The organism is Aurantiacibacter aquimixticola (assembly GCF_003605475.1).
Taxonomy (GTDB): domain Bacteria; phylum Pseudomonadota; class Alphaproteobacteria; order Sphingomonadales; family Sphingomonadaceae; genus Alteraurantiacibacter; species Alteraurantiacibacter aquimixticola_B.
Genome location: NZ_RAHX01000001.1, coordinates 323414 through 340946 on the forward strand (window position 1 = coordinate 323414; position 17533 = coordinate 340946).

Annotated in this window: 17 protein-coding genes and 1 pseudogene; 5 read left to right on the forward strand and 13 right to left on the reverse strand. The window is 62.1% G+C overall.

The features are described 5' to 3' along the window. Window positions 1-62 precede the first annotated feature (62 nt). Window positions 63-1589 carry a TadA family conjugal transfer-associated ATPase gene (locus tag D6201_RS01665; protein ID WP_120047122.1) on the reverse strand — a complete coding sequence of 509 codons (1527 nt, stop codon included), beginning with the start codon at window positions 1587-1589 and terminating at the stop codon, window positions 63-65. 222 nt (window positions 1590-1811) lie between these two features. On the opposite strand from D6201_RS01665, the gene D6201_RS01670 reads away from it, so the two are divergent. Both D6201_RS01670 and D6201_RS01675 read left to right on the forward strand, forming a co-directional pair. After that, on the forward strand, window positions 1812-2717 hold the full coding sequence (locus tag D6201_RS01670; protein ID WP_120047123.1) for a DMT family transporter: 906 nt from the start codon (window positions 1812-1814) through the stop codon (window positions 2715-2717). Between the two features lie 138 nt (window positions 2718-2855). Then, window positions 2856-3065 (forward strand): hypothetical protein, encoded by a 210-nt coding sequence (locus D6201_RS01675; RefSeq protein WP_340137517.1) that lies wholly within the window; start codon window positions 2856-2858, stop codon window positions 3063-3065. A gap of 101 nt (window positions 3066-3166) precedes the next feature. Here the strand turns inward: D6201_RS01675 and D6201_RS01680 are convergent, their stop codons facing one another. From D6201_RS01680 to D6201_RS01720, 9 genes are all read right to left on the reverse strand, one after another. Then, window positions 3167-3424: an ATP synthase F1 subunit epsilon gene (locus D6201_RS01680; protein ID WP_120047125.1), complete on the reverse strand. Its 258-nt coding sequence runs from the start codon at window positions 3422-3424 to the stop codon at window positions 3167-3169. 2 nt (window positions 3425-3426) lie between these two features. Continuing rightward, window positions 3427-3897, reverse strand: a complete 471-nt coding sequence (locus D6201_RS01685; RefSeq protein WP_120047126.1) for a hypothetical protein — start codon at window positions 3895-3897, stop codon at window positions 3427-3429. Between the two features lie 6 nt (window positions 3898-3903). Further along, window positions 3904-5361, reverse strand: coding sequence for a F0F1 ATP synthase subunit beta (gene atpD, locus D6201_RS01690; RefSeq protein WP_120049134.1), 1458 nt, complete (start codon window positions 5359-5361; stop codon window positions 3904-3906). 17 nt (window positions 5362-5378) lie between these two features. Beyond that, on the reverse strand, window positions 5379-5735 hold the full coding sequence (locus D6201_RS01695; RefSeq protein ID WP_242447389.1) for a hypothetical protein: 357 nt from the start codon (window positions 5733-5735) through the stop codon (window positions 5379-5381). A gap of 463 nt (window positions 5736-6198) precedes the next feature. Next, window positions 6199-7068 carry a F0F1 ATP synthase subunit gamma gene (locus tag D6201_RS01700; protein WP_120047128.1) on the reverse strand — a complete coding sequence of 290 codons (870 nt, stop codon included), beginning with the start codon at window positions 7066-7068 and terminating at the stop codon, window positions 6199-6201. Between the two features lie 28 nt (window positions 7069-7096). Then, entirely contained in the window at window positions 7097-8626 is a 1530-nt protein-coding gene (atpA, locus tag D6201_RS01705; protein ID WP_120047129.1) for a F0F1 ATP synthase subunit alpha, read from the reverse strand. 28 nt (window positions 8627-8654) lie between these two features. Beyond that, on the reverse strand, window positions 8655-9212 hold the full coding sequence (locus D6201_RS01710; RefSeq protein WP_120047130.1) for a F0F1 ATP synthase subunit delta: 558 nt from the start codon (window positions 9210-9212) through the stop codon (window positions 8655-8657). Window positions 9213-9348: 136 nt separating this feature from the next. Continuing rightward, a complete protein-coding gene (locus D6201_RS01715; RefSeq protein WP_120047131.1) occupies window positions 9349-9861 on the reverse strand; it encodes a hypothetical protein in 513 nt (170 codons plus the stop codon). Continuing rightward, a complete protein-coding gene (locus D6201_RS01720) occupies window positions 9858-11423 on the reverse strand; it encodes a S1 family peptidase (protein ID WP_120047132.1) in 1566 nt (521 codons plus the stop codon). Before D6201_RS01720 ends, D6201_RS01715 begins: the two co-directional genes overlap by 4 nt. A 91-nt stretch (window positions 11424-11514) precedes the next feature. On the opposite strand from D6201_RS01720, the pseudogene D6201_RS01725 reads away from it, so the two are divergent. The 3 genes and pseudogenes from D6201_RS01725 to D6201_RS01735 all read left to right on the forward strand — a co-directional run. Beyond that, a pseudogene (locus D6201_RS01725) lies at window positions 11515-12003 on the forward strand (methylated-DNA--[protein]-cysteine S-methyltransferase); the annotation flags it as partial. A gap of 14 nt (window positions 12004-12017) precedes the next feature. Then, window positions 12018-12797, forward strand: a complete 780-nt coding sequence (locus D6201_RS01730; protein ID WP_120047134.1) for a hypothetical protein — start codon at window positions 12018-12020, stop codon at window positions 12795-12797. A 75-nt stretch (window positions 12798-12872) separates the two neighbouring features. Beyond that, window positions 12873-13778, forward strand: coding sequence for a CPBP family intramembrane glutamic endopeptidase (locus D6201_RS01735; RefSeq protein ID WP_120047135.1), 906 nt, complete (start codon window positions 12873-12875; stop codon window positions 13776-13778). Here the strand turns inward: D6201_RS01735 and D6201_RS01740 are convergent. The 3 genes from D6201_RS01740 to D6201_RS01750 all read right to left on the reverse strand — a co-directional run bounded on the left by D6201_RS01740 (window position 13775) and on the right by D6201_RS01750 (window position 17530). Further along, complete coding sequence (locus D6201_RS01740) at window positions 13775-14086, reverse strand: hypothetical protein (protein WP_120047136.1); 312 nt, start codon at window positions 14084-14086, stop codon at window positions 13775-13777. The genes D6201_RS01735 and D6201_RS01740 overlap by 4 nt on opposite strands. Before the next feature lie 130 nt (window positions 14087-14216). Then, the gene (locus tag D6201_RS01745; RefSeq protein ID WP_120047137.1) at window positions 14217-15788 is read right to left on the reverse strand and encodes a cryptochrome/photolyase family protein; all 1572 of its coding nucleotides are present in this window, start codon (window positions 15786-15788) and stop codon (window positions 14217-14219) included. A gap of 98 nt (window positions 15789-15886) precedes the next feature. Further along, window positions 15887-17530, reverse strand: a complete 1644-nt coding sequence (locus tag D6201_RS01750; RefSeq protein WP_120047138.1) for a hypothetical protein — start codon at window positions 17528-17530, stop codon at window positions 15887-15889. Between the last annotated feature and the right edge of the window lie 3 nt (window positions 17531-17533).

The window sequence follows — 17533 nt, forward strand, 5'->3', positions numbered from 1 at the left end:
ATCGCGCTTGGCTGCGGCCTTTGCAAACACTTGCCCGCCGCATGTGTTTCATCAACCAACGCTTACAGACACGCTTCCAGATAGGCCTGGTCGAATCCGAATTGGCGCGCTTTTTCAAGCGTATAGGGGCGAAGGCCGGAGGAACGATGCTCACCGATGATCTTGCCGTCCTCGCTCTCGTCGAGATATTCGAAGTTGAACAGCTCCTGCGTCACGATCACGTCGCCTTCCATGCCGATCACCTCGGTGATGTTGGTGGTGCGGCGCGAACCGTCGCGAAGGCGCTTCACCTGCACGATCAGATCGACGGATTCGGCGATCTGACGGCTGATGGCTTCTTTCGGGATCTTGATGTCGCCCATCAGGATCATGTTTTCCATACGGCCCAGACATTCGCGCGGACTGTTGGCGTGCAGCGTACACATGGAGCCGTCATGGCCGGTGTTCATGGCGGCGAGGAGGTCGAAACATTCCGCTCCACGAATTTCGCCCAGGATGATCCGGTCAGGGCGCATACGCAGGGCGTTCTTCACAAGATCGCCAATGGTGATGGCGCCCTGGCCCTCCAGGTTCGGCGGGCGGGTTTCCAGCGGCAGCCAGTGCGGCTGCTGCAGGCGAAGTTCGGCGGCGTCCTCGATGGTCAGCACACGCTCGCCCGGGTCGATCATTTTGGACAGCGAGTTGAGCATCGTCGTCTTGCCCGAGCCGGTACCGCCCGAGATCACGACGTTCATGCGGCAGGCACCGGCAATTTTCAGCGCCGTACACATCTTGTCGTTCATCGAACCCCAATCGCGCAGATTGTCCAGCGTGATGGGCTTTTCGGAGAACTTACGAATGGAGATCGCGGTGCCGCGCAGCGAAAGCGGTGGCACGATGACGTTGACGCGGCTGCCGTCTTTCAGGCGGGCGTCGGCGAGCGGCGTGGTCTGATCGACGCGACGGCCGACCTGGTTCACGATGCGCTGGGCGATCTGGAAAAGGTGCCCTTCGTCGCGGAACTTGATCGGCGCGACGATCAGCTTGCCCTTCTTTTCGATGTAGGTCTGGTCCGGGCCGTTGACCATGATGTCCGACACGTCGGGATCGCCAAGCAGCTCTTCCAGCGGACCGAAGCCGAGCAATTCGTCGATCAGCACCTTTTCCAGCGCGAACTGCTCGCGCCGGTTCAGCGTGACCTTCAGTTCGGCCAGCACTTCCATGATGATCGGGCGAAATTCCTCGGAAAGCTCTTCCTTGGAAAGCGTCGCCGCCGCTTCGGGATCGACACGTTCGAGCAGGCGCGGCAGCACCTGTTCCTTGATCTTGTGGACGCTGGCTTCGAAGCCGCCGATTTCCTGCTTTTCGTGAATGGCGTTGGCGCGTTCGGAAAGGCGATCCATCGCATCGGCGTTTCGATCATTACCGGCGGAAACCGGTGCACCTTCTGGCGGGACGGGCGGGAATTGCTCTCCGCCTTCTGCGGGCTTTTCCGCATCCGGGGCGCCGCCATTGCCGCCGCCGCCGCGCATCGGCTTGGCAACACCGAAGCTCGGGCGTGCGCCCTTGCTCATTCCGCCGGTGCCATTCTTGCGTCCGAAAGCGCTCATCGATTGCCCCTCGTCAAATTCAAATCGACCGCGCCCGAAACGGATGCAGTCATTGCGTAAGGGCGGTGTCGCCGAGTTTGGTAAATAAATCGCAAACCTTGTGTCCGCGATTTTGGCGATCGCGTCCGATCCGGTGGCATTTCCGAGCTTCGCACAAACACGTTGAAGCCATGCGGAGCGCCCCCTAAGCGGCTTTCAGCGACGCAAGCAGGAACAGTCGACATGCAACAATCGGACAGGGCGGGGCTGCTGTTCGCCCTGGCCGGGTTCACCCTCCTGTCCATCGGCGACACGGTGGTGAAAAGCATGGCGGACGAATGGACGCCAAGCGCGCTCGCGGCCGTACGCTACACGCTGGGCGCGGTCGGCCTTTCGGCGCTGCTGATGGCGCGGGAAGGCACCGCACCCCTCCGCACCGTTCCGAAACCGGCCATCCAGGCGATGCGCGGGCTCGGCGTCGGGATCGCGACGCTCGCCTTCTTCGCCAGCGTGTGGGTCATGCCGCTGGCCGATGCCGTCGCCATCACCTTTACCCAACCGATGATCACTGCGCTGCTGGCGGCCTTCTTCCTCGGCGAGCGGCTGCGGGCGAGCACCCTCGGCGCAACGGTCGTCGCGTTTGTTGGCGTGCTCATCATCCTGCGGCCGAACTTTGCGGAGATCGGCTGGGCCGCGGTCTTCCCGCTGATCTGCGCGACCGGCATGGCCGTGCTGATGACGGCCAACCGCGCGGCGAGAGGCGCGGGAAGCGCGCTGGCGGCGCAGGCTTACGTCGCCATCGGCGGAGCGGCCGTGCTTGTTACCGCGGCAGCCATCGGGCATTTCAGCGGTTATGAGCAGCTGCGCTTCTATTGGCCGGAATGGCATGTCCTCGCCCGCACGGCATTCGTGGCGGTCAGCGCCAGCACCGCGCACTGGCTCGTCTTCATGGGCACGGAAAGGGCGGGAGCGTCGACCATCGCGCCGATGACATATATCCAGATCCTCGTCGCATCGACGCTGGCCTGGATCTTCTTCGACGAGGTGCCCGACCTGATCGCCATCGGCGGCGCGGGGCTGATCATCGCCTCCGGTCTCTGGCTCTGGCGGCAGGGGCAAAAGCGCGCTGCCGATACCGAGCACCCCTGATGCGGTGACACTGCATGGTCCCTCGGAAACGACGCGTGCTACGTTGGTTCGAATAGGGTGATGAGCGCGAAAGATGAACAGTTGGACTGCTGGTTATGCGAAAGGCCGCTCGGTCGCAATGTGCAATGGCATCATACCGTGCCCAAATCGAAGCGCGGCCGGGAGACCGTTGCCGTCCATCCGATCTGTCACAAGACGATTCACGCGCATTTCAACAATGCCGAATTGGCGCGGATGGATGGCGAGCGCGCTCCCTTGCTGGAGCAGGCGGACATGGCGAAGTTCCTGCGCTGGATCGCAGACAAGCCGCCGGACTTCCATGCACCGACGCGGCGGCCGAAGATCTGACGAAGTTGACGCTGCCGACCTTCTCAAAAAACGACAAAAGGGGCCGCAGCTTTCGCGCGGCCCCTGTTGTGAAGGAGCGCGTTTCGGGCGCAAAGCCCTGTTCAGCCCTCGACGTGTTCCGCCAGCACGGTGAGGCCTTTGTCGCCGACTTCGGCAAAGCCGCCGCGCACTTCGATGCTCTCCGGCTCTCCACCTTCGGTCTTCCACACCTGAACCGCGCCGTCGCGAATGGTGGACATGAAAGGCGCGTGGCCTTCCAGCACGCCGAATTCGCCTTCGCTGCCGGGCACGACCACCATGTGGACGTCTTCCGAGCGCACGAGCTTGGATGGGGTTACGAGTTCGAAATGCAGTGCCATTGTCATTCGCTTTCCAGTTTCGCGCCGTCCCTAGCGGCCGTGTCGGGCCTGTCCAGCCCCAGATAGAGTAGAACGGCAATCGCGCCGCCGATGAAATAGCCGAGCGCGGTCAGGATCCGCTCCCATATCATAGCGTAGCCAACGGTCTGCCACGCGATCAGCGGCACCAGTGCGATCAGCGCCGCGCTGCCGACGAACGGCCACAGGATGCCACGCGTCCTGCCTCGCCAGATCTGCACCATGCAGCCGAAATTCACGCCGACGACCGGAAAGGCGATGAGGTAAAGCCACCACGGCTCGTAACCCTGGCCGAACACCGCATTGGCAAGATCGGCAAAGGCCTCGTCGAACAGCTGCCAGCGATCGACACGCCACCGATGGATGTCGAAGGCCGAAATCAGCAGGAATACCGCGATCCCGGCCTGCGCCAGGCGGCGGAGGAGCTGCTGCGACTGCAGTTCCGACTCCGCCATCGTAACTTAGGCGTCTTCCGCCATCTTCTTGGCTTTCTCGACGGCCATTTCGATGCCGCCGACCATGTAGAAGGCAGCTTCGGGCAGGTGATCGTATTCACCTTCGACGACGGCCTTGAAACTCTTCACCGTGTCTTCCAGTTGCACAAACTGACCAGGGATGTTGGTGAACACCTCGGCGACGTGGAAGGGCTGGCTGAGGAACTTCTGAATCTTGCGCGCGCGGGCGACGGTGAGCTTGTCCTCTTCGGAAAGCTCGTCCATTCCCAGAATCGCGATGATGTCCTGCAGACTTTTGTACTTCTGCAGCGTTTCCTGAACCTTACGCGCGGTTTCGTAGTGCTCCTGGCCGACGACGCGCGGTTCGAGAACGCGGCTGGTCGAATCCAGCGGATCGACCGCGGGGTAGATGCCAAGCTCCGAAATGGCGCGGTTCAGCGTGGTCGTCGCATCGAGGTGCGCGAAGGATGTGGCGGGGGCAGGGTCGGTCAAGTCATCGGCAGGCACATAAATGGCCTGCACCGAGGTGATCGAGCCCTTGGTGGTGGAGGTGATGCGTTCCTGCAGGTTGCCCATGTCGGTCGACAGGGTCGGCTGGTAGCCCACCGCCGAAGGAATACGCCCCAACAGCGCCGACACTTCCGAACCCGCTTGGGTGAAGCGGAAGATGTTGTCGACGAAGAACAGCACGTCCTGCCCTTCCTGGTCGCGGAAATATTCCGCCATCGTCAGGCCGGACAGCGCCACGCGGGCACGCGCGCCCGGCGGTTCGTTCATCTGGCCGAAGACGAGCGCCACCTTGGAGCCTTCCGAAATGGCTTCGCCAGCGTCGTTCTTGGCGATGACGCCCGCATCGAGGAATTCGTGATAGAGGTCGTTGCCCTCGCGGGTGCGCTCACCCACGCCGGCGAAGACCGACACGCCGCCGTGCCCCTTGGCGATGTTGTTGATGAGCTCCTGGATGAGCACGGTCTTGCCCACGCCGGCACCGCCGAACAGGCCGATCTTGCCGCCCTTCGCGTAAGGCGCGAGCAGGTCGATGACCTTGATGCCGGTGACGAGGATGTCGGCTTCGGTCGACTGGTCGACGAATTCGGGCGCCTCTGCGTGGATCGGCGCGCTCATATCGGCACCGATGGGGCCGCGCTCGTCGATCGGCTGACCGACGACATTCATGATGCGGCCGAGCGTCTTCGGGCCGACCGGCACGGTGATCTGCGCGCCGGTGTTGATCACTTCCTGGCCGCGGACGAGGCCGTCCGTGCCGTCCATCGCGATTGTGCGAACGGTGCTTTCGCCGAGGTGCTGCGCGACTTCGAGGACGAGCGTATTATCGCCGTTCTTGGTTTCGAGCGCGGCGAGGATCGGCGGCAATTCGCCGGGAAAGGCGACGTCGACGACGGCGCCGATGACCTGGCTGATCGTGCCGTTGGTGGTCTGATTGAGAGCGGGTGCGGTTGCCATGATGATTTCCTGTGGCGTCAAATGTCTACGTGGTGCGAATCATGTTCGCTGCAAATTGCTTCGGCGTTGTCGAGAACCCAGTTCTCGCCGCTTTCGTCCGCCGCCAGCGTGGCATCGTGACGCAGCGCGGTGTCCTCGCCGAGGCCGAATTCACACGATACGGTTTCCGCGCCCATCGCGCGCTTGCAGACGGATGTGCTGACCGGCTCTGCCGCGGGGCAGGTGGATGCGAACACTTCGGCGAAGAGCGCTTCGTCCGGCGCGGGCAGCGACACGACCGGCTCTGCAGGCGCGGTGTCCACCGGTTCGGGCGCGGGTTCTTCGCCGCAAGCTGCGAGGAGGGCGAGGGGGGTAAGGGCGAGAAGTTTCTTCACGTTTATTCCTTGGATTTCCTAAACAATGCACCAATCGCTAGTGCCATCGGTCTTTGTATATCTTTTTGCCTTGACCTCATGTTCCGACCAAGGGCCAGGATATTCGACGAATTCGCGTCCGCCGTCGGTTTTGCCGTCGCTAGCTGGAAATGGAATACCCCGACGGACAAACCGAGACTCGTAGCGACAATTTAATGTTTGAGCTTCGTCGTTCCAATCGCAGGTCTCGTTCCGTTGTTCGGAATAACCGAATTCGGGTATCACTCTGATGTCGGTTGCGCATTGACCAGTCTCGACGCAAACGCAGCTTTGATCTGCTCGGTCCTCGCGCATCGAATGCGCTACGAAGTGTTCAATCTCCTCAAATGAAGGCTCCGGCGAAACGACCGATTCGTCTGGCGACGCATGCGCCGCACAGGCAGCCGTTAGTAAAACCAAAGCAGAGGCAAACACTGCGTACATATCACAGCGCCTCAGCGCCCGCGATGATTTCGATGAGTTCGGTGGTGATCGCGGCCTGGCGGCTGCGGTTGTACTGGATGGTCAACTTGTCGATCAGATCGCCAGCGTTGCGCGTGGCATTGTCCATAGCCGTCATGGACGCGCCCTGTTCGGACGCCTCACGCTCCAGCAATGCGCCGAAAAGCTGCGTCTTGACGTAGCGCGGCAGCAGTTCGGCGAGGATTTCCTCCTCGTCGGGCTCGTATTCCACCGCGGCATCGGACGCTTCTACGGTTTCGGGAGAAGGCACGGGCAGCAGCTGAACCGTAGTCGGGTCCTGTGCCAGCGCGCTCTGGAAGATCGGGTAGACGAGGTGGGCGATATCGAATTCGCCCTTCTCGAAGCGCGCGACCAGGTCGTCGGCAATCGCCTCGGCCTCTTCGAAGCCGATATTGCGCACGGCGGACGTATCGAAGTGATTGTCGATCCGGTCGGCATAATCGCGCTTGATCGGCGCGCGGCCCTTCTTTCCGACGAGGTAGAAGGAAACGTCCTTGCCCTGCGCGAGCAGTTCCTTCGCCTGCTTCTTCGCCTCTTTCACGATATTCGCGTTGAGACCGCCGCACAGCCCCTTGTCGGTGTTCACGACCACCAACAGGTGCTTGGCATCATTGCCGGTGCCGCGCAGCAGCAGGGGCGCGCTGTCGCCGCTCACCTTGCTGGCGAGCGAGCCCATCACGTCCGCCAGGCGATTGGCGTAGGGACGCGCAGCCTCGGCCGCGGCCTGAGCTTTGCGCAGCTTCGCGGCGGCGACCATCTGCTTGGCCTTGGTGATCTTCTGGGTCGATTTGACCGACCCGATCCGATCCTTGAGTTCCTTCAAAGAGGCCATGTCGGCTCCCTAGATTCTCGTTTCAGGCTCAGGCGAACTGCTTGGCGAAGGTGTCGAGCGCGCTGACGGTCTTGTCCTTCGTGTCGCCTTCGAACTTGCCGCTTTCGCGGATTTCGGTGAGCACGTCGGCATGCTCGTTGCGCATGAAGCTGAGCATCGCGGCTTCGTATTCGGTTACGCGGTCCACGGCGACATCGTCGAGATAGCCGTTGGTCCCGGCGAAAATCGACACGGTCTGTTCCTCGAACGGCATGGGCGAGAATTGCGGCTGCTTCAGCAGCTCGGTCAGGCGCGCACCGCGATTGAGCAGCTTCTGCGTCGAGGCATCGAGATCCGAACCGAACTGCGCGAAGGCCGCCATTTCGCGGTACTGCGCCAGCTCCAGCTTGATCGAGCCTGCAACCTTCTTCATCGCCTTCGTCTGTGCGGCACCGCCCACGCGGCTGACCGACAGACCCACGTTGATGGCCGGGCGGATGCCCTGGAAGAAGAGGTCCGTTTCCAAGAAGATCTGCCCGTCCGTGATCGAGATCACATTGGTCGGGATATAGGCCGACACGTCGCCCGCCTGCGTTTCGATGATCGGCAGCGCGGTAAGCGAGCCGCCGCCATTGTCCTCGTTCATCTTCGCCGCACGTTCGAGCAGGCGGGAGTGCAAGTAGAAGACGTCACCCGGATAAGCTTCGCGGCCCGGCGGGCGGCGCAGCAGAAGCGACATCTGACGGTAGGCGACGGCCTGCTTGGAGAGGTCGTCGTAAACGATGACGGCGTGCATGCCGTTGTCGCGGAAGAATTCGCCCATCGCGCAGCCGGTGTATGGCGCGAGATATTGCAGCGGAGCGGGCTCCGACGCGGTGGCGGCGACGACGATGGAATATTCCATCGCGCCGTTTTCCTCGAGGCTCTTCACGATCTGGGCGACGGTGGAGCGCTTCTGGCCGACGGCGACATAGATGCAGTAGAGCTTCTTGCTCTCGTCATCGCCCGCATTCACGCCCTTCTGGTTGATGAAGGTGTCGATGGCGACGGCGGACTTGCCGGTCTGGCGGTCCCCGATGATGAGTTCGCGCTGGCCACGGCCGACAGGCACGAGCGCGTCGATCGCCTTGAGGCCGGTCTGCACCGGCTCGTGCACGCTCTTGCGCGGGATGATGCCCGGCGCTTTGACTTCAACGCGCTTGCGCTCGACATTCTCGATCGGGCCCTTGCCGTCGATCGGGTTGCCCAGAGCGTCCACCACGCGGCCCAGCAGGCCCTTGCCGACGGGCACGTCCACGATGGTGCCGGTGCGCTTGACCGTGTCGCCTTCCTTGATGTCCGTATCCGAACCGAAGATCACGACGCCGACATTGTCCGCTTCCAGGTTCAGAGCCATGCCCTCGACGCCGTTGGCGAACTTGACCATCTCACCGGCCTGCACCTTGTCGAGGCCGTGGATACGGGCGATGCCGTCACCGACGGAGAGCACGGAGCCGACTTCGCTGACTTCGGCATCGGTGCCGAAATTGGCGATCTGGTCCTTGATGACCTTGGAGATTTCTGCGGCGCGGATTTCCATTATTCGAACCTTTCGGGTGCGGACAGTGTCAGGCGGTCTTCATGGCCTGTGCAAGGGAGTTGAGACGGGTACGGATCGAGCTGTCGATGCGCTGCGATCCGATGGTGACGACGAGCCCGCCCAGAAGGTGGGGATCGACGCGCGATTTGAGTTTCACGGTGCGGCCTTCACGGGCGCGCAGCTTGGTTTCCAGCGTGGCGATCTGCTCGTCGGTGAGCGCGTGGGCGCTGGCGACTTCCGCCTGCACTTCACCGCGCTGGGCGGCGGCGATGGTGGCGAAGGCGCGGATCATGCCGGGAAGGGCGGACACACGGCGATTGTCCGCCAGCACGCCGAGAAAATTGCGGGTCAGATCGCTGAGGCCGAGGTGATCGCCAATGCCGCTCATCACGCTAGCGATCTGGCTGCGGCTGATTTCCGGATTTCTGATCAGCGCGCGCAGCTCATGCGATTCGGAAAGCGCGGCGTCGAGCCGTTCGAGATCGGATTCGACCGCCGTCACGGTCCCCGCTTCACTGGCGAGTTCGAACAGGGCAGAAGCGTAACGCCCTGCCAGGCTGGCCTGAATACCGGCGGAAAGCTCCACGCGCGAGAGTCCTCTTGGGTCCGAGAAACGGAAAAAATCGAGTGCTGCGGAATCGGGTGCGCGAGGCACCTCTCCAAAGCTGGCGCGCGCCTAGCAAAGGGGTGGAGCGAGTGCAAGCGGTGTGGGGTGGACGGCGCTAGCCGACGCAACCTCCGGATGACGCCAGGTCGGCCACGCCGGTCAGGTCGGCAGTGGATGCAGCGGCGAGGGCCTCTTCGTGGGACTGTTTCTCCGCAAAGGTGGCATCGTATACCGCTTGAAAGCTACGCGCCTCATCGGGAGTGCAAAGGACGACGTCGGCACCGACGCTGAAAAACATCTCAACACACGCAGTTCCGTCGTTGGTCGCGAAGCAGTCGAGCTTCGTCGAAACCGGGGCGCAGGCTGTAGCTTCTCCAAAGATCAGGAACGGCTCTACGAAGGCATCATATTCCGAATAGCATTCGTCACTGCCGCCTGTCTTACGGCATTGGCATGCGGCGGACGCCAGCGCCTCTGCCTTGGCGAACTGCGGAGCGGACATCGTCTGCTCGGCATGCGTTGCAGCTTCGGCCTCGAAGAGGCGCGAAGCACCTCCGTCGATCGCCCAAACCGCTCCTGCTGCAAGCAAAAGCGCCGCCGACCAGATCATGAAAAGGCGTGATTTCATCGTGTAGTTTCGTCATTCAAGTGGCGGCATGCATACACCAGCCGCTCGTTCGGAGTGTCTGGCAGCGCGCTCGCGATCGCGTTCTGGCTGCCGCCGAGATCGCGCGCGGTACCCTCGTCGGCACCGCAGGAGGGCGCATTGTACTGGCCGCGCGCGCTGCGCGCATCGGTCATCCCTTCGCGCGACAACAGGTAGCGCTCCATGGTGAAGCGCCCGCTTTCGGGATCGAAGCTGTTGACCGACACGGCGGCCTCATTTGCCGGAACGAAGATGCGGGTCCATTCGCCCTGGTCGAGGCCATATTGCGTCCGGCCGTTGACGCACCCGCTCTCGCTCCATTCGATGGCAATGTCCTCTGCCGGACCTCCCGTCACGCGGCTGCGGCTCTCATCGAGCACGCATTGATAGGTGCCTGCGCGCGCCGTCGCCGGTGGAGGGATCGCGCCGCCTTCTTCGCTATCCATCTCGGCGCGCAGTCGTTCTTCCACGCGTGTCTCTATCTGCGAATAAGCGGGGCGCGTAATCCAGGCGATCATCGCCCCGACGATCGCAATGAGCGCGATCCCACCCGCGATGGCGCGCAGGCGATAGTCCTTCTGCCGATGTCCGTACGCCGCGACGCCGCCCGCACCGATGGCAATGAACAGCAACAGGAAGGCGAGGGCGAAGCGGTTTTCCCGCTGCGCCATAACCTCGTAGCCGACGTCTCGGCGTACTTCGGCCGTGCGCCGGTCCTGCGCCTCGGCCTGCGCAGCGGCGCGCTCTGCAGCATCGGCACGGGCTGCATTCTGGCGGGCCTGCTCTTCTGCGTCGAGTTCGGCGAGACTGCGGCATTCAGCCGCGTTGATGCGCGGCGTCACGTCATTGGCGCGCAGGAAGGGGAGCAGTTCGCGCGTTGAGACCGCGAAGAAGAACTCGGCATCCGATCCCTGGCTCTCCGTGCCGAAGGAGTTGACCCCGATTACCCGTCCGCAATCATCGACCAGCGGACCGCCGCTATTGCCAGCCGCGATCGGCGCGGTGTGCAGCAGTGTGTCGAAATCGCGGCTGGGGCGCCGGCCGGACAGAAAGCCGGTCGCGGTGACAGGCGGTTGCGCGCGGAACATGTCCTGAAAGGAAAGCCCCTGCGCCCGGTCGACATTGAGCGGGTAGCCCACAGCCGTGACCGCACCGGTGCGCGGAGGATTGCCCGATATCGTCAGGGGAGGGAGGCCGAGCGGCTCGGTCGCTTCCAGCAAGGCGAGATCGTTGCGCGGACTGATCGCGACGAGCCTGGCATAGACGGCCTTGTCGCCTTCCGCGGGGACGATCCCGATGTCGAGCCGATCGTCGTCGACCGCCTGCTGCACCACATGGGCATTGGTGACGATGCGATTGCGCGAAACGGCAAAGCCCGTGCCGTGCGAGATCGGAAAGATTTCCTCTCCGTCGCGCCCGATGATCACCACGCGCGCCACGCCGCGTGTCGCCGCTTCGATATCGGCAGGGTCGGCCTTCGCTGCAGGAGTCAATGCCGCGAACACGGTGACGGCGAGGGCGAGGATGGCGAGGAGGCGAAGCATCGGCGGCAATCTCTACCGTGCATGGGGCGCAGGGCAAGGTTGAGCGGGCGCTGCCATGTGTATTAGCGTCGCTCACATGACGGATGAGCCAATCCACTGGGCAGTCATGGAAACGAGCCTCGGCGCGATGCTGGTCGCCGCAACGCGCTTGGGCGTGACGTGCCTGGCCTTCGGCGAAGGCGAGGCGGAACTGCGCGCCCGTTTCCCGAAGGCCGAGCTGGCCCCGGTCGGCGAGGGATATCGCAGCCTGTTCGCGCAGGTGGCCGAGGCTGTAGAGAGGCCCGGAAGCGGCGACGACATCCCGCTCGACATACGCGGCACGGATTTCCAGAAGCGTGTCTGGGAAGAATTAAGACGCATCCCGGCTGGCGAGACCCGCTCTTACGGCGACCTCGCTACGACTCTTGGCAAGCCTTCGGCCAGCCGGGCGGTCGGCGGCGCGAACGGGGCGAACCGGATTGCCGTGCTGATCCCGTGCCACCGGGTGATCGCGGCGGACGGATCGCTGGGAGGATATGCTTACGGGCTGAGCATCAAATCGGAATTGCTGCGGCGAGAGCGGAACGCGAGCCTAACCTAACCATTGCCTGCGACATGAGCCGTACTGCAACCTCGGGCGATTACATTCGCCAGTCCGCCGTCCTGATCCTTGCCATCGCATATCCTTTGTCGAATGCGCTGCCGCGCATCCTTGGATATGGACGCGATATCGGTGAGAACAGTCCAGGTGAAATGCAACTGCTGGTGCCGTTCGAGGCCGCTTTCGGCATCTGGTTTCCGATCTTTATCGGCACCGGCCTCGCGGCCCTGATTCAAGCCCTGCCATCGCGTCGGAAAATGCCGGTGCATCGACGAACCGGCTGGTGGTGGGCGGCGGCGATGGCGCTGTCCTGCGCCTGGTCCATCGCCGAAAGTTACGTTGCCGACGACATCCGTTCATGGACCACAGCGCTCATCTTTACGCCCTACGTATTGGCAATCTGCGTCGCGATGGTGCGCTTTTCACGTGAGCGGGCAAGCTTCGAATGGCCCGAAAAACTCTGCGCTGCCGCCATCGGCCTGTTCGCCGGCTGGACGTCGCTCGCTGTGTTCATCAATTGGGAGCGCGTCTTCACAGTCGAGCTCGGCTGGCTCACCACCGAACTCACGGCGCTCGCGCTGCTCGCTGCCGCACTGGGGTGGATCTGCTTAAATCTCGCTCGCTCCTTCGGAAATCCCTTTTACGCATTCACACCGATCTGGGGCTTGAGCTTCCTGGTCTATGACAGGTTGGCAACCGACGACTATTCGCGGCTCATCGCTGTCGCCGGATCGATCGGGATCGCGCTCGTCGTAATCGCGGCTATCGGGGCGCGCAGGAAATTGCCACACTAGGGAAAACAGCGCGGGCATGCTTGCCAAAAACCACGGTACGCCGCACCTCCGCCTCTTCAGAGAAAGAGATATGGCATGAATGGCGAGGTAACAGCACGGGACGATCGCTCGATCTGGTTGAAGATCTGGCAATTTCCGCTTGTCGCGATGATGGTCGCGGTCGCTCTGCTTGTCCTCGCCGGCATAGCGACGAGCGCGCTGTTCACCGAATTGCTGCCCGACGCCTTCGGGGGAGACTGGCAACAGGTGGTCGCGCTGCTTACGCTCACTGCGCTCAGTTTCGTCATCTACAAGCTGGCGATCCGCCATCTCGGCCGCAAAAAGCACGACGATCTCCCGCTCGATCTGCGCGCGATAAAGGACACGGCGCTCGGCTTCGCCGGGGGCGGCGCGCTGATCACCATATGCGTCGCTCTCGCGGCGCTTTTCGGCGTCTATACGGTCTCGGGCATGGGCGCATTTTCCGACTGGCCAGCCATCGTGCTCATGGCGGGCATATATGCGGGGTTCTTCGAGGAGCTGTTGCTGCGCGGCGTGATCTTCCGCTGGCTGGAAGAATTTGCGGGGAGCTGGATTGCCCTTGCGCTCAGCTCGCTGATCTTCGGCTTCGGCCATGCAGGCAATGACAATGCCACTTTTTTCTCCTCGCTCGCCATCGCGATCGAAGCGGGAATTCTGCTGGGCGCGGCTTACATGCTGACGCGCTCGCTCTGGCTTGCGGTAGGTCTGCATGCAGGCTGGAACGTCGTGCAGGGAATGTGGGATGTGCCCATTTCGGGCAACGACTTCGATGGCATCGTCGATGCAACCATGAGTGGCCCCGCATTGCTGGCGGGAGGGGGCTTCGGTCTGGAAGCGACTGTCTTCGCGCTGTTGGTAGCAACGGGTGCGGGCCTCTGGATGCTGGTTCTGGCCGCACGGCGAGGACGGATCGTCAAGCCATCCTGGAGCCGAAAAGGCCATCCCATCACTGCCTATTAGAGATAAAGGCTGGCCGCCGTTCCTGCGAGGCCGATGAAGACCAGTCCGCCGACGATCCAGGGGCCGAGATTTCGTTTCTGGATGCGGTCTATGTAGCGGGCGACGATGGAATCGTCCTTGCGATCGGTCGCCGCCCAGAGGATCAGCGCGAACCAGAGCGCAAACGACAGCAGTGCGAGAGGCGAAAGCTTGGCGATCGTCCTGCGATCCGGATGGCGCCTGCCAAATGCTATCATCACGGGAAGGCCGCAGAAGAGCAGCGTTACGCCGACAGCGACCGCAATGGCGACAAGTTGATACGTGGTCATTAGGCAGACTTCGGCGAGAAACGCCCAGGTTTCAATGCCGCTGCGACATTTTGCCGAGCTGCAGGCCGTCACGCACACACTTAAAAAGGACATGCGCGTCGTGATCGCAGTCGCGGGCTACAGCCATTACCTAGTCCGCGCGCGCCCAGCTGCTGTCGGCGGGCGTCAGACTGTCGAGGAATTTCTCTGCTGTGTCGAGATAGTCCTGCCGCTTGCTCTTATCCATCCGGTCCCAGTTGGAGTAAATCCGGCCGACGCGCTGATTGCTTTCGAACCGGTCGCGGTGGCGATCCATGAAGTACCAGTAGAGCGAGTTGAAGGGGCAGGAATTCTCGCCCGTTTTCTTGCTGACCGAATATTTGCAGTCCCCGCAATAATCGCTCATTTTGTTGATGTAATTTCCGCTGGCCGCATAGGGCTTGGTCGCCAGTTTTCCGCCGTCGGCATAAAGGATCATTGCCGAGACATTGGGCAGTTCGACCCACTGATAGGCGTCGGCGTAAACGACCAGATACCAGTCCTGGACTTCCTTCGGATTGATTCCTGCCAGCAACGCGAAATTGCCGAGCACCATCAGCCGCTGAATATGGTGAGCGTGGGCATTCTCCCGCGTCGAGCGGATGCTGTCCGACAGGCAGCGCATGTCGGTTTCGCCGGTCCAGTAGAATTCGGGCAAGCCACGCTGGGCATTCAGTTTGTTGTCGCTCTCCAGCCCCGGCATAAAATGCCAGTAGAAGCCGCGGACATATTCGCGCCAGCCGATCAGCTGGCGAATGAAGCCCTCAACGCTGTTGAGCGGGGCCTTGCCGTCCTTGTATGCCTTCTCCGCCCGTTCACAGAGGTCGAGCGGATCGAGCAGGCCGAGATTGATGCTGGTGGACAGCATCGAGTGGTAGAGATCGTCCTGCCCGCAGACCATCGCGTCCTGGAACGGCCCGAACTTCTCGATCCGCTCCTTGAAGAATGCGTCGGCTGCCTTTTCCGCCTGGTCGCTGGTGACCGGCCAGCCGAAGTTTTCGAGACTGCCGAAATGGTCGCCGAACTTGTCCTCGATCAGCTGGATGCATTCCTGCGTAATCTCGTCCGGCTCGAAGATCGGCCGGGCGGGCGGGTCCATCTCGTCCTTGGGCGGCTCGCGGTTCTGCTTGTCGAGATTCCATTCTCCGCCTTCGGGATCGTCGCCAGCCATCAGCAGGCCAGTCTTGCGACGCATTTCGCGGTAGAAATTCTCCATTCGCAGCGTCTTGCGGTCCTCCGCCCATTCGCGAAATTCGGAGAGTGGACAGATGTAGCGATCATCGTCGAGAATCTCGACATTGCATTCGAACTTGTCGGGCCATTCCTCGATCGCCTGCTGCACGCGCCATTCGCCCGCCTCGACGACGTGGATGGCGCGCGGGTCATGTCGCTCGATTGCCCGGGCGACTTCGCCGGTGAAACTTCCGGCATTGTCCCCGTCCGTCAGCTTGACGTAGTCGACCGTCCACCCGGCCTGTTCCAGCTCCTTCGCGAAGTGGCGCATGGCGGAAAAGATCAGGACGATCTTCTGCTTGTGGTGTTTGACGTAGGTCGCCTCGTCCCACACCTCCATCATCAGGATGACGGTATCGTCCTTCGTGCGGCCACGTAGCGAGGCGAGCTTGCGGGTAAGTTGATCGCCCAGAACGGGCACGAGAACGGGGCGGGTCTTGGAATCACTCATACGGCGTAAATAGATACGGGCGGTGTGCAGTTCCTATCCGTCTGAAGATAGGATTGCACACCGCCCGCCAATGATTGGACGGCGATGGTTGTCAGATCTCAGGCGTCGTCCTCGCCGCCATCGGTGCAGCCATACGCCTCGACTTTGGCCTCGAACTCTTCCCTGCGTGCCTCGCGGGCATCGTCGTCGAGATACTCACCGGGGTGATCGGGCCGGATAGTTTCCAGCAGAGGCTCGCGGTTGCCCTCTTCGAATTCGTCGAACTGCTTGCGCACCAAGCACTGCAAACGACCGCGACCGTCGGTGAACTGCGCACCCACGATGCGCGCCTCGTCCGTGCGACCTTCCAACAGCAACATGTGGACAAGTGCCTGCCGCACACCGCGATCATGGCGCCCGTAACTGAAAGCTGCACCGAGCGCGGCCTTGGCGTTCTCGGTCAGTGCGTCGTCCCCGTCGTGCAGATGTGTCAGATAGTAGCCGTAAAGCGGGAAGGGATGGTCGTTCTCCATCCGGTTGGCCGCAGCGAAGCGGGCGCGTGCAACTTCCATCTGCGCCGGATCTTCGAAAGAACGGCGAAGCGCGACATTGGCAAAGTACATCGCCGCGTCGACCGATTCCGGATTGATTGCCAGAGCCCGCTCCGCAAGAGCCTCCGCCTCGTCGTAATTGCGGGCATCGAATTCTGCTTCTATCGCGGCGAGCAGCACGGCTTCGTCGTTGGGATATCTCTCGAGGAGACGGCGCGCTTGCCCCACTAGGCTCTGCGCCTCCTCTTCGGTGACACCGGCCTTGGACTCGATCATGAGGTCCATGCGCGCTTCTTCCGCTTCCGTCAGCCGACGGATATCGACCTCCGGATTTGGATTGACCGCATAGGGCACGCGAAGAGGCCGGGAGGCTCCCGTCCGGAATTCCTCCAGCTCGGCTTCAAAGGCGTCGAGATCTCCGAACGCCTGTTCTGCAGCGTCCATGCGTGATGCACCTGCGGCAATCGCGTTCATGTAGGTGGTCATTTGACCGCGGCGCTCAGGGTTGATGTTCAGGTGATGCGCAAAAAGCCAACCATGGCCGTAAGTGCGATCCGTATAGTAGCGATCACGACCGGGTTTGGGATCGAGCGTGGCTTCGAGATCAATCGAAACCCGCGCCAGTGAAGCACTGCGTGACGGCGGCAATTCACCGATGATGAAGTAATCTTCACCGAACTCCAGATTCCCGAACAGCTCCGCAAAGCCTTCGCTATACCAGAGTGGATAAGGCGCGTCGGCGTGCTGGAACATGAAATGGTGAACATATTCGTGGAACAGGACGTGACGCGGATCGAGCTGCAGGTCGCGCGTCTGGTTGTCGCGCCGCTGGCTTCTTCCGTAGGAGCGATTCCGCTGGCGCGGCACGAAAGCAACCGAGCCTTCGGCCCGTGGAATGTAGAACCCGCCGATTCCACTATCGCGGCGATCGGCGGCCAGCGCCGACATGTCGGCCTGAGTGCCATAGCGGAACACGGTGAGCTTGCTGGACGGCGGAAGGTCGGCGGCTTCCAGGTCAACGCCTGTGAAGAGCGCGATGACCTCGTTCAGCCGCTCGAGATCCTGCACGAATTCGAGCGTGTCCGCTTCGGAATCCTTCGAATAGAGAATGAAGTGTTCGGATTCGGCGCGGTACCAATCGTTGGCGTTGGCTGCCGTCATCGGCACGACGAAAGCGAAAAGCGTGATGAACGCTGTGAAAAAACGAGTCATTTG